Below are 12,546 nucleotides of genomic sequence, written 5' to 3'. Positions count from 1 at the left end.
TCCCTGCCCTGTATAAAGGGCGATAGACTGCCCGAATTGGCCTCGAGTGTCATCTTTTGATGTCTTAACTTATTCCCTGTTTAAAGCCTTGTAGCACATTGACGACATTGATACCAATGTCGTCCACGGCATAGCCGCCTTCCATAAGCAACACCGTTGGCAGGCCAGCTTGTGTAAGTCGTTGTCCCAACAAGCTAAAGTCGCCGCTTGTGAAGGTAAAAGCGCTGATGGGATCACCTTCGAAGATATCCACGCCCAGCGAGACGATCAGCATGTCGCATTGTGCCTCCTTGATCCTGGCAAGGGCGTTATCCAGCGTGGCCATCCAGGTATCAACGGTCGTACCCGGCGGGAGGGGGTAATTGGTGTTGAAACCTTCCCCGCTGCCCCGCCCCGTTTCATCCGCATAGCCTGAATAGTAAGGAAAGGTTACCTCGGGGTCGCCGTGTAGTGAGATAAACAGCACGTCATCGCGCTCGTAGAAGATCTGCTGGGTGCCATTCCCGTGGTGAAAATCCACGTCCAGTATCGCGACGCGGCGCTTGCCCGATGCCAGCGCTCGCTGCGCGGCGATCGCGGCATTATTGAAAAAGCAGTAGCCGCCAAACTGGTCAAAAGCGGCATGGTGCCCCGGCGGCCGACACAGGCCAAAACTGGTCTCGCCCGTCGCCAGCGTCTGTTCAACAGCCCCCAGCGCCACATCTTTACTGGCCATCGCGGCTTCAAAGGTACCTTCGCTAATCGAGGTTTCCGCCGCCAGGGCGTAATAGCCCAGCTTGGCGCTTACCACCCGGGGTATACGGTCACCACGCAAGGTTCGCGCAGGCCAGATATTGGGAATTGCCTCCCCCTCGTGCCCGGCGGCTACCCATTCGTGCCAGCAGTCTGCCAGGAAATTGACGTAGTCAGCATCGTGCACTGCCAGCACCGGCTCCAGGCCGAAGGCGCGCGGCTCGAAAAGCTCGCCCACCGCCGCCTGCTGGAGTTGCTTCAACACCAGATCAACGCGCTCGGGGCATTCGAAGGGAGCGACCAGCACGCCATCATGAAGCTCCGTTCGCGCCTGTCTCAGGCGGGTCTTGTCTGAATAAAAAATATGCATGGTGTCTCCTGCCATCGGCAACGGGGCTGGGCTCGCCCAGGCTGATGCCCAGGCGCGCTTCTGCTGCGCCGACTGACGCTTGAGTTGGTATTCGGCACGGCTGGCGCTAGCCCGGTCGGGGAACGGCTGCGCGCCCAGCAGGGCCACGGGCGGGTTCGCACGGGTAAAGCGCGCACCTTTACCTGAGGCGTGGGCGCGGTAACGCTTGGCCAAATTATTGGTGATGCCCACGTAAGTGCCCCGCTGGCATTCAAGCAAGTAAAGATACCAACGGTCGCGCCCAGGCGCCGTCACGCTATTGACGGACTGGGTCACCGCTGGCTCCTGACGCTTGGCTGCTCGTTGAGCGAATCGATGAACGCGACCAAGCTCGTCAACGGCATGGGCCTCGCCAAGCCAAAGCCCTGAAAGACATCGCAATGATAGTCCAGCAGTTGGCGATGCTGATCAGACGTTTCAACACCTTCCGCAACGACGTCCAGCCCAAGGTGGTGGGCCATGGAAATAATGCCTTTAACAATGGCGCTGTCGGCCTCGCTTTGATGCAGTTCGTGTATAAAACTGCGGTCGATTTTCACCGTATTCACCGGCAGGTGCTTCAAGTAACTGAGGCTTGAAAAGCCTGTGCCAAAATCATCGATGGAGACCCGAATGTCCATATCGCGCAACGCACGCAAGGTATCGATGGCGACCTCGGTATTCTCCATCAGAATCCCTTCGGTGATCTCCAGCGCCAACTGCTGTGGCGGCAACCCGGTGTCCGAAAGCGTCTGTTGTAGCGTGGCGAGAAAATTTGAGCGCTGAAATTGGAGCGGCGATAAATTCACTGCCACCGCCAGATTCCCCCGCCCTTGCTGGGCCAGGGCTTGCATATCACGGCAGGCGCGGTTCAGCACCCACTCACTGATCGGCATGATCTGGCCGGTGGCTTCCGCCAATGGAATAAAACGCGCCGGCGAGATAAATCCTTTTGTCGGGTGCGGCCAACGCAGCAAGGCCTCAACGCTGACGAGCTGGCCGTTGCGGTTAAGCAGCGGCTGATAATACAGTTCAAACGCCTGGCTCTCGATGGCCTCCTGCAGCTCGTTGCGCAACACCAGTCGCTCGCTGGCGGTATCGTTAAATACCTCCGAAAACCATTGATACGCATTACGTCCCCGCTGTTTGGCTTTATACATCGCCATGTCGGCCCGCTGGATCAGCATTTGCGGCTCCAGCAAAGCCTCCTCACTGATGGCAATGCCCACGCTCGCGGTCAGATATAGCTCGTGCTCCTCGATATAATAAGGACGCGACAGCGCTACCAGCAGGTGCTCGGCAATCTCCACCACATCGGCTTCGTCGTGAACCCTTGGGTGCAGAATGACGAACTCATCGCCACCCAAGCGCGCTACCAGGTGGTGTTCGTCTACCGCACCGAGCAGTCGCTGGGCCACCTCTTCAAGCACCCTGTCGCCCACGGCGTGCCCCAGGTTGTCGTTGATCGGTTTGAAGTCATCCAGGTCGACAAACAGCACCGCAACGCGCTGTTGCTGCGATTGAGCTTTGGTAAAGGCATCACTCAGCGTTTCTTCAAACAGTGCTCGGTTGGGCAATTGGGTCAGGTCATCGTGGGTCGCGTGATAGGCCAGCCGCGCTTCGAAGGCCTTGTGTTTGGAGATGTCGTGCTGCACGCCCACGAAGTGGGTCAACTGTGCATCGGGGCTGCGTACCGGGGCGATGTAAAGATCATTCCAGAACAGGCTGCCGTCTTTGCGATAATTGCGTAGGGTCACATGGACATCACGCTGTTCGCTTAGCCGCTGACGGATTTTCTCAACAGCATCTGAGTCAGTACCCTCGCCTTGCAGAAAACGGCAGTTGCGGCCCAATATTTCCGCCTGCTCATAGCCCGTCATCTCGGTAAAGGCCTGATTAGCATAGACAATCGGCAGCCCCGGCTGCGTAGCATCGGCGATGACCACCCCATTAACGCTGGCTTCCACGCTGCGCTCGAGGGTGCGCAGCCGAGACTCCTGCTGCCGCTTATCGGTAACTTCCTGAGCAATCCCATAAAGCCCCTGAATGTCGCCGTCGACCACGATGGGCAGGTTGATCAGGTCCATGATATGCGGCTCGCCTGCGCGATCACGGATAACTAACTCATAGCGGATAATACTGCCCTGCATGACGGATTGGTAACGCTGGTTGACTGAATCGATATCCTCGTCGTAGATAAAACAGTTGAAGTGGCTACCGACAATCTCATCAACGGCGTAGCCACTAATCGTCGCGCAAGTGGCATTGGCCGTCGTAAAACGGCCTTGCTCATCAAGTGAGAAAACCGCATCCGGGTGGTGGGTGAACAATGAGCGGTAGCGCTGCTCGCTTTCCTCGAGCGAGCGCCGAACCTGAAAACGCTCAACCGCCAGCGCCATTAAGCCAGCCGCCTTGTCGATCAGCAAATTATCGTGCTCGGTAGGCACCCGCGGTCGGTGGGAATAGGTGGCAAACGTCCCCAGCAGTTGCCCATTGCTCCCCATCACCGGACTCGACCAACATGCGGCCAATCCCGCTTGTCGGGCAACATTGTGATACCCATTCCAATGCTGATCATTGGCAATGCACTCACTGATCACCTGGCGACGCTGGTAAGCCGCGCGACCGCATGCGCCCATCAAAGGGCCAATGGCCACCAGATTGACCGCTTCAAGGTATACGTCGGGCAACCGCTTACCCGCCGCCAGCGTCAGGTGAGTCTTCGCTTTATTCGCCAGCATGATCGAACATAACGAACCGGGCAGTTGGCGCTCAAGCAACTGGCAGAGGCTTTCCAGAATGTCCTCCAGAGGCGCTTCCTGGGCGATCATCCGCTGAATATGCTGCTGGTCCTCAAGGGTTTGACGTGCCTCCGCCAGCTCTTTTGCCCTGGCGATACTGGCGACCACCAAACCGATGCAAAAGGCCAACAAACCACTCAGCATCAGCCCCACCATGGCGACCACCACGGGGACAAAGCCCGCCAGATACCAGTTGTAATGGCTGCCCGACAACGCCTCAAGGCGCAGGTTGATCCCCCCGGGCAAGCCTGCATTGCGCTTCGCCAATATACGCCCTGGGTGTAGCGCGCTATCTGTCTGAGCGCCAGGCGGCTGTAGCATCAGCAGACGGGTACCGCTACGGCTCATGTTGACCTGAAAGGGGCCCAGCTCAAGACGCAAGTCATAATTGAACAGCACGGCCAGATCGAGGCTTGCCACAAGCCGCTGATCCCGCTGGGCGAGCGGCATCGCCACAAACGCCAGGCTCGGCGTGTATGGATCAGAGATCACCACCCAGGGCCGGTCGAAGGGCACCGATAACCACTCGGGCACCGATGGCTTGTTGAGCTGCTGCCGAAGCCACTTCTCGCTGCCGGATGTTCGGGAATGAAACCAGATGGGGTTCAAGCGCTCATCGACCAGGGCGATCGCCTGCAGGCTGGGGGTATCACGCAGATAGCTTTCACCGTCCAGCGTCAGCAGATCGCGATCAAAGTTGTCTGGCGCGGCGTTGATGCGCTCGGCCATACGCTGCAACAGCTGCAGCCGCGATTTGACCGCCTTTTCGGCGTTTAACTGCACATTATCCAGCAGATACCCGGCCTGCTGTTGCGTATCGTTGAACTGCTGCAGGCTGAGCATTCCCCAGGCCGCCGCACTGGCGGCTACTCCGGTCAGGCACGCCAGTGCGGTGGTGCGCGTCAGGTTGAGCGGCCCGGGCGAACGGCGCAGGTAAACCCCCACCATGGCGGTTCCCAGCAGGAGTGTGAATACCACTACCGCCACCGGGGACGACGAAAACATCGGATCGTCCAGCTCGATGCCCGCCCATAACCTGACCAGCATCAGCCCACCAAATAGCCACTGGCCAAGCCCACTGAATAACCAGAGTAACCGACGCCTGTCCGTTGACTGGCCGCACCACAGCGCCAACCCCACCACCAGCAACATCACCGCGCCAATACTGGTCATTCGCGCCTGACCGGTTAACCATGAAGGATCAACGGGGGAAGCAAGGACGTTATGGGCAAGGGTGTATAGCGCCAGCCCCGTTAGCGCCAGGGCGCAGAACCATCGCATGCGCTGCCACCCTTGCAGGATGGCGAACACGCCGACACTCGCCAGGGAGGTAGCGATCGCTGCATCGGGCACCAGTGCGACGGCAAACAATGAGTGGGATTCGGACAGCCCAAATAGGCTGCCGACCACGCCCATGAGCACCAGTGTGGCGACGGTCATTAACAGCAGCGTATCTAACGCAAGGGTCCGCGCGTTGATGGGCACGAAGGCAGTTTCTCCTGGTTAGTCTCTAATACCACTTCACACTGGCTAACGTGAGAAGGCTAGTTCCTCGGTCAACGATTGAATCCGTTCCTCAACAGCCTATACTGCCGCGTGCTGGCATGGATCAACTCACTTTCCTGTCAGTTATTACACTGTATCGACAGCATGCCGACTTACGTTAGGCGCTCTCCTTCAACGGTTAACCAACCACCGCTGCCGAGCAACGGAATTACCTCACGATGAACGGGGCGTAAGGTTAAGTGTACTTCATCACCCCCCCTTGTGGTCATCATGCGAAAGACGATATACGTTTTGTCTAGGGGATAGACGACAAATTAGGTATAGTGGTAGCGCACTAACATCAGACTGACGGAGTACGAATCACGATCGATCATTCTTTCCAAATTGCAGGAGGTTCTCCCTATGAAGGTTTACAAACCCGAGTGGCAGTGCACGTTTAGCGTAAACGAAGGCGCGGAAGAATCAGCTAGCTGGAAAGAGAGAATCGCGTGGCGTCTCAGAGGGGTTGCGGATCGGTTAGAGGGCGGCGGTCGTACGGTAAAGATTGACTATCGCGTGACGCCAGCCATTAGCCAGCACGAAGTTGATACCTGCATGGGTAAAGGCTTTGAAGTGACCCAGCGCTTGCTGTCCCAACTGGCACAACAACAAGCCTGCGAAGATGTAATGCGCCATGCCAAAGCTGAGCTATTCGTAGAAGATCACCAGCATTGATGCGGTAGTCATTGTCCCGCCCGATACCGGGTGGGACACTTGCCAATTTCACTCGTTACGCCCCGACGTTTGCCGCAACACCTCTGTCATTTTGTCCAAAAACACCGTGCACGCTTCCAACTGACTGCGCTCAACATACTCATCCGGTTGATGCGCCTGGGCAATGCTGCCTGGCCCCAGAATGATCGTCTGTAAGCCCTGCCCCTGAAATTGCCCGGCCTCGGTCGCATAGGCCACCGCGTGGTCGCAGCATCCTGCTGGCAAATGGTCTTTCGCCAAGCGTAGGACGCGGTCATTATCACGATCCGCCAACCCCGGGACTGTCACATTCAGCGCCTCGGTCGTGATCTCAACATGCTTCCCTCTGGCCTGCATTTGATCGCTTAACTGGGCGCAAAACGCCTCATAGCGAGCATATACCTCGTCGAACGTATCCGTCGGCAAATGGCGAATTTCCCACTCGAACTGGCACTCCCGGGCCATGATATTGATCGCTGTACCGCCTTTGATTTTACCGACGTGCAGACTGGTATGGGGCACGTTGAAGGCCTCATCGACACGGCCCTCTTCCACCAGCGCGGCCATGGTGTCTTCGATAAAGGTCACCAGTCTTGCCGCGACGTGAATCGCCGAGGTGCCCTGATTGACCTGGCTGCTGTGGGCCTCGCGCCCGGTAACGGTGGTGCGCAGGTTGGTCGCACCTTTTTGCGCCACGACCGGCTGCATGCTGGTCGGCTCGCCGACAATCACATGCGCGGTGGTCGAGTAATGCTCATAGAATCGCCGAATCAGATCCGGCGCGCCCACACAGCCGATTTCTTCATCGTAGGAAAACCCCAGATAAACTGGTTGCTTGAGTGGCGCGTTCACCCACTCGGGCACGTTGGCCAGGACGCAGGCAAGAAAGCCTTTCATGTCGCAGGTGCCACGCCCGTATAACCGGCCATCACCGCCATCGCGCAGGGTGAAAGGGTCACTCGACCAGGGCTGACCCGCCACCGGCACCACATCGGTATGCCCGGAAAGCATGACACCGCCCGGCGCATCAGGGCCGATACGGGCAATCAAGTTGGCTTTATTGCCACACGGGCTCATTACCCGCTCGGCTTCAACACCATGGGAAGCCAGGTAGTCTTCCACATAGCGGACCAGCGCCAGGTTGGATTCGCTCGAGGTGGTATCAAACGCCACCAACCTTGCTAACAGTCGCTCCGCGTCGCTCATTATTGCCCTTCCTGTCATTGGCCATCTTGTCTGCCAGACTATCACCCCGCCCACCGGCCGCCTACATCGGCAAGTTGTCATGGGGAGTTCATCTGGCGTTCACCTGAACGTCATCTGCACTTTCTACAGTCTAGGCATCCAGAAAACTATGTATCCAAAAAACCTTAACAAACGCAGGGTACTGCCTGATTCATTTCAGGCCCACAAGGAGCTTCTGTATGTCTCGTTTTACACTGCATGCGCTTGCCGTAGGGGTGGCAACGGCCAGCCTCAGCCTGTCTGCCCAGGCGGCAACAGAGATTAGCTGGTGGCACGCCATGGGCGGCCAACTGGGCGAAATTCTCGAAGAGATGACCCAGGACTTTAACGAGTCCCAGGATGATTATCATGTAACCCCCAGCTACCGTGGCACCTACACCGAAACGATGACGGGCGCTATCGCCGCCTTCCGCGCCAATGAGCAACCGCATATCCTGCAGGTCTTTGAAGTCGGTACCGGAACCATGATGAACGCCGAAGGCGCCATTTACCCAGTGTACGAGTTGATGGAAGCGCATGGCCGCGCTTTCGATAACGATGTCTTCCTGCCCGCGGTGGTGGGTTACTACACCGACACCAACGGCAATATGCTGTCGTTCCCGTTCAACTCCTCTACGCCCATCATGTACTACAACCGCGACATGTTTGAAGAAGCGGGCCTGGATCCCGAACAGCCCCCCCAAACATGGCAAGAAGTGGCCGACTTTTCACGTCAGATCGTCGACGCTGGTGCGGCCAGCTGCGGTTTTACCACCTCCTGGCCTAGCTGGGTAATGCTGGAAAACTTCTCCGCTTGGCATAATGTGCCGCTAGGTACGCTGGAAAACGGTTTTGGCGGCCTGGAAACCGAGCTTACCTTCAACAATGAGCTGGTTGCTCGTCATTGGGACAACCTCCACGACTGGCAGGAAGAAGGTGTCTTTAAATGGGGCGGCCCCAGTTCCGGCCCCGACTCGGAGCCGCTTTTCTACTCCCGGGACTGCGCGATTTTCTTCGGCTCTTCTGCTTCACGGGCAGATGTCGCCGCCAATTCAGAATTTGACGTCGGCTTTGGCATGCAGCCCTACTACGATGACGTAGACGGCGCACCACAAAACTCGATTATCGGTGGCGCAACGCTATGGGCACTGCAGGGCCACAGCGAAGAAGAATACGCAGCCGTTGCAGCTTTCTTTGAGTACCTATCCCAGCCAGAGGTGCAGGCAGACTGGCACCAGCAAACCGGTTACCTGCCGATCACGCAAGCAGCGTGGGATCTGAGTCAAGAGCAGGGCTATTACGAAGAGAACCCGGGGGCGGATATTTCGCTTGAGCAGATGACCCTCAACGAGCCGACCGAAAACTCCAAAGGCCTACGCTTTGGTAACTTTGTGCAGATTCGCGACATTATCTCCGAGGAAATGGAAGCCGTGATGACTGGCGATAAATCCGGCCAGGAAGCGGCGGACGATGCCGTGGAACGCGGCAATGTTCTGCTGCGGGACTTCGAAGCGGCCAACCAGTAACCAGGCACTAACCTCGCCGCTTACCCAAGGGTAGGCGGCGCTTTCGTTTCGGCTGTGTTCAAGAGCTTGCCATGCAAACAAAACGCATGACCTTTCCAGGGCGTTGGCTGCCTTTCGCCCTGCTGGCCCCCCAGGTGATCATCACGCTGATTTTCTTTATCTGGCCGGCGGGTCAGGCCCTGTATCAATCACTCCTGCGCGAAGATGCCTTTGGGTTACGCTCGACTTTTGTGGGGCTCGAAAATTTTGCCCGCCTGTTCCGCGACGGCAGCTATCTTAATTCGCTGTCGGTGACGGTGGTGTTCGCCGTGGGCACCACGCTGTTGTCCATGTCGGTAGCGCTGCTGCTGGCCAGCACCGTCAACCGGATGATTCGTTCGCGCAGCACCTATACCACGCTGTTGGTGTGGCCCTACGCCATTGCCCCCGCCCTGGCGGGCGTTTTGTGGTGGTTTATCTTCAACCCCTCCATCGGCATCGTGCCCTACATGCTGGAAATGGTCGGCTACCAGTGGAACCACCGCAACTCGGGCGGCGACGCCATGCTGCTGGTGATTCTCGCCGCCGCCTGGAAGCAGGTCTCCTATAACTTCCTGTTCTTCCTGGCGGGCATGCAGTCCATTCCGCAATCGCTGATCGAAGCAGCCGCCATTGACGGCGCAAGCCCTATCAAACGCTTCTGGACGATCATCTTCCCGCTGCTGTCGCCCACGACTTTCTTCCTGATGGTCGTCAACGTGGTGTATGCCATGTTCGACACCTTTGGGATTATCCACGCCACCACCGAAGGCGGGCCGGCACAGGCCACCAACATCCTGGTTTATAAAGTGTATGCCGACGGCTTCGTGGGGCTGAACCTGGGGTCTTCGGCCGCTCAGTCGGTGATTCTGATGGTCATTGTGGTCGCGCTGACCGTGATCCAGTTCCGCTTTATCGAGCGGCGCGTTAACTACTAACGGACGGCCTGCGAATCCGGCCTTGTTGGAGTCTTGTAATGGTTGAAAACCGACCCTGGGCCAATTGCTTTGCCCATACTGTGTTGATCATCGGCGTGGCACTGGTGGTTTTCCCCGTCTATATCGCCATTGTGGCATCGACCCAGGCACCTGATGAGCTACTGCGCGGCACCCTGCCGTTGCTACCTGGCAGCCATGGGATCGAAAACTATACCCAAATGTGGCAATCCGGCGTTTCGTCGACCAACTCTCCAACCGCCGCGCTGATGCTCTGGAACAGCTTTGTAATGGCCATGGCGATCACCGTGGGCAAGCTGTTTATTTCGCTTTTATCCGCTTTTGCCATCGTCTATTTCCGTTTCCGCTTCCGGATGTTTTTCTTCTGGCTGATCTTCGTCACCCTGATGCTGCCCGTGGAAGTACGCATTATTCCGACGTATCAGGTAGTGGCCGACCTCAGTATGCTCAACAGCTTCGCCGGCCTGTCGATTCCGCTGATTGCCTCGGCCACCGCAACCTTCCTGTTTCGCCAGTTCTTCATGACCGTTCCCGAAGAAATGCTCGAGGCCGCCCGGGTCGATGGCGCCGGGCCTATGAAGTTCTTCAAGGACATCCTGATGCCACTTTCGGTGACCAATATCGCTGCGCTGTTCGTGATCATGTTTATCTACGGCTGGAACCAGTACCTGTGGCCGCTACTGATCACCACTGACCCCGACTACACCACTATCGTCATGGGTATTCAGCGCATGACCTCGGAGGAGAACCCCCAGTGGCACTTGATAATGGCGGCGGTGGTCATGGCCGCGCTGCCGCCGGTGTTAGTCATTCTGTTTATGCAACGCCTGTTTGTGAAAGGCCTGACCGAGACGGAGAAGTAAGATGGCCAGCATTACCCTGGAAGGGCTGAAGAAAACCTATAGCGGCGATGTGCACGCCGTCAAAGGCATCGACCTACACATCGAAGATGGTGAATTTGTAGTGCTCGTGGGGCCCTCCGGCTGCGGCAAATCCACGCTGCTGCGCATGGTGGCGGGGCTTGAAACCATCACCGAGGGCACTCTCAAAATCGGCGAGCGAGTGGTGAACACGCTCGAACCCGCCGAACGCGACATCGCCATGGTGTTTCAGAACTACGCGCTCTACCCGCATATGACGGTGTACAACAACCTCGCCTACGGCCTGAAGAACCGGGGCTTTAAAAAAGACGACATAGAAAAACGCGTCTGGGTTGCCGCCCAAATGCTCGAGATCGAGGCGTTTCTGGATCGCAAACCACGCAAGCTATCCGGCGGCCAGCGCCAGCGGGTGGCAATGGGCCGCGCCCTGGTCCGCGACCCCGCCGCGTTCCTGTTCGACGAGCCACTCTCGAACCTGGACGCCAAGCTGCGCGTGCAGATGCGGGTGGAAATCAAGCAGCTCCAGCGGCGCCTCAAGACCACCAGCCTGTACGTGACCCACGACCAACTGGAAGCCATGACCCTGGGTGACCGCCTGGTGGTGCTGAACGCCGGGCAGATCGAGCAGGTGGGCACGCCCATGGAGATCTACGCCCGCCCCGCCACCATGTTTGTGGCCGGGTTTATCGGCTCCCCCGCCATGAACATGCTGCCGGTGGACTACCTGAAGGCTAAAGGTGGCAACGGCCTGCTGGATAACCTGCCAGAAGGCACCGATATCGTCGGCATTCGCCCGGATGATATGCACTTAACGCCGCCCACAGCGCCTCACCTAACCATCGACTCAACGCTTGCGCTGTTTGAGGCCGCCGGAGCCGAAAGCCACCTGTATGCGAACCTTGCCGACAGTGACCAGCCCATGGTCATCCGCGTCTCCGGCCAGCCGCCAGTGGCCGAGGGCGAAACCCTTCGGTTCTACGTGCCCCGCGACGCGCTGCACCCTTTTGACAGTGCCACGGGGCAGCGCACGTCATCACCAGGGGAGTGACTCGCCGTTGCTGTGCCAAAACCCGCCGCTGTTATCGAGGGTCAATTCCTCAATCCGCGCGGCAATACCCAGCGCGGCATCCTGCGGGCTGATAAACCCGCCAAAATTCACCATGCGCGTTTGCACATAGCCGGGGTGCAGTTGGGCCACGGCAATGCCGCGGGGTTTTAAATCCATCGCCAGCGATTTGCCAAAGGCGTTGAGCGCCGCCTTGGACGCACGGTACCCATAACGACCGCCCGAGTCGTTATCCGCGATGGAGCCCATGCGACTGGTGATATTGGCGATCTTGCTGCCCTGCTTGAGCAACGGCAGCAGCGCTTCGGCCACCCGCAGCGGCGCGTAGGCGTTGATTTCCATCTGCTCGCGGATACTGTCGAAATCAAGACTGCCCAGGGATTCATCGCGCAGCAACCCGGCATTGTTGATCAGCAAGTCCAGCGACTGGCCCTTCAGGGTCTCGGCAAGGCTTATGACATCATCAGTCTGAGTGACATCAGTCGACTCGATCACCTGATCCGCCACGCGGTCCAGCGCGTCGGATGACTGCCGGCAAACGCCGATAACGCGATAGTCTTCATCAAAATAGTGCTCTGCCAGCGCCAGCCCGACACCCCGGTTGGCCCCCGTGATTAACACCGTTGATTTCATCTGTAACTCCCCATTTTTGGAGCATGCATCACGGCTACATCGTACATCCTTGCACAACCCTTAGGCGGGCCTCCTTTAAACGC

General features: G+C 58.0%; 9 protein-coding genes and 1 pseudogene. 5 read left to right on the top strand and 5 right to left on the bottom strand.

What is annotated here, in order from left to right; translation table 11 throughout:
- Positions 1-64: 64 nt before the first annotated feature.
- The 3 genes and pseudogenes from R3F64_RS09405 to R3F64_RS09395 all read right to left on the bottom strand — a co-directional run bounded on the left by R3F64_RS09405 (position 65) and on the right by R3F64_RS09395 (position 5,406).
- Complete coding sequence (locus tag R3F64_RS09405) at positions 65-1,102, bottom strand: histone deacetylase family protein (protein ID WP_332611185.1); 1,038 nt, start codon at positions 1,100-1,102, stop codon at positions 65-67.
- Positions 1,103-1,171: 69 nt separating this feature from the next.
- Positions 1,172-1,396: pseudogene (locus R3F64_RS09400) on the bottom strand (GIY-YIG nuclease family protein); the annotation flags it as partial.
- A gap of 17 nt (positions 1,397-1,413) precedes the next feature.
- Positions 1,414-5,406 carry an EAL domain-containing protein gene (locus tag R3F64_RS09395; protein WP_332611071.1) on the bottom strand — a complete coding sequence of 1,331 codons (3,993 nt, stop codon included), beginning with the start codon at positions 5,404-5,406 and terminating at the stop codon, positions 1,414-1,416.
- A gap of 423 nt (positions 5,407-5,829) precedes the next feature.
- Here R3F64_RS09395 and R3F64_RS09390 point away from each other — a divergent pair, with 423 nt between their 5' ends.
- Entirely contained in the window at positions 5,830-6,141 is a 312-nt protein-coding gene (locus tag R3F64_RS09390) for a hypothetical protein (RefSeq protein WP_085917661.1), read from the top strand.
- Positions 6,142-6,189: 48 nt separating this feature from the next.
- Here R3F64_RS09390 and argE read toward each other — a convergent pair whose 3' ends face one another.
- Positions 6,190-7,365, bottom strand: a complete 1,176-nt coding sequence (argE, locus tag R3F64_RS09385) for an acetylornithine deacetylase (protein ID WP_199284463.1) — start codon at positions 7,363-7,365, stop codon at positions 6,190-6,192.
- 218 nt (positions 7,366-7,583) lie between these two features.
- On the opposite strand from argE, the gene ugpB reads away from it, so the two are divergent.
- From ugpB to R3F64_RS09365, 4 genes are all read left to right on the top strand, one after another.
- Positions 7,584-8,909, top strand: a complete 1,326-nt coding sequence (gene ugpB / locus R3F64_RS09380; protein ID WP_332611068.1) for a sn-glycerol-3-phosphate ABC transporter substrate-binding protein UgpB — start codon at positions 7,584-7,586, stop codon at positions 8,907-8,909.
- A 71-nt stretch (positions 8,910-8,980) separates the two neighbouring features.
- Positions 8,981-9,865, top strand: coding sequence for a sn-glycerol-3-phosphate ABC transporter permease UgpA (gene ugpA / locus R3F64_RS09375; protein ID WP_332611067.1), 885 nt, complete (start codon positions 8,981-8,983; stop codon positions 9,863-9,865).
- A 38-nt stretch (positions 9,866-9,903) separates the two neighbouring features.
- Complete coding sequence (gene ugpE, locus R3F64_RS09370; protein ID WP_332611065.1) at positions 9,904-10,746, top strand: sn-glycerol-3-phosphate ABC transporter permease UgpE; 843 nt, start codon at positions 9,904-9,906, stop codon at positions 10,744-10,746.
- 1 nt (position 10,747) lies between these two features.
- Positions 10,748-11,812: a sn-glycerol-3-phosphate import ATP-binding protein UgpC gene (locus tag R3F64_RS09365; protein ID WP_309782934.1), complete on the top strand. Its 1,065-nt coding sequence runs from the start codon at positions 10,748-10,750 to the stop codon at positions 11,810-11,812.
- Here the strand turns inward: R3F64_RS09365 and R3F64_RS09360 are convergent.
- Positions 11,798-12,463, bottom strand: a complete 666-nt coding sequence (locus tag R3F64_RS09360; RefSeq protein WP_264825333.1) for an SDR family oxidoreductase — start codon at positions 12,461-12,463, stop codon at positions 11,798-11,800. The two genes, R3F64_RS09365 and R3F64_RS09360, sit on opposite strands and share 15 nt — an antisense overlap.
- Positions 12,464-12,546: the final 83 nt, after the last annotated feature.

The sequence above is a fragment of the Halomonas sp. 5021 genome (assembly GCF_036663435.1).
GTDB lineage: Bacteria > Pseudomonadota > Gammaproteobacteria > Pseudomonadales > Halomonadaceae > Vreelandella > Vreelandella janggokensis.
Note: the sequence above shows the minus strand (reverse complement) of the source record. Positions and strands in the feature narration are given on the sequence as shown.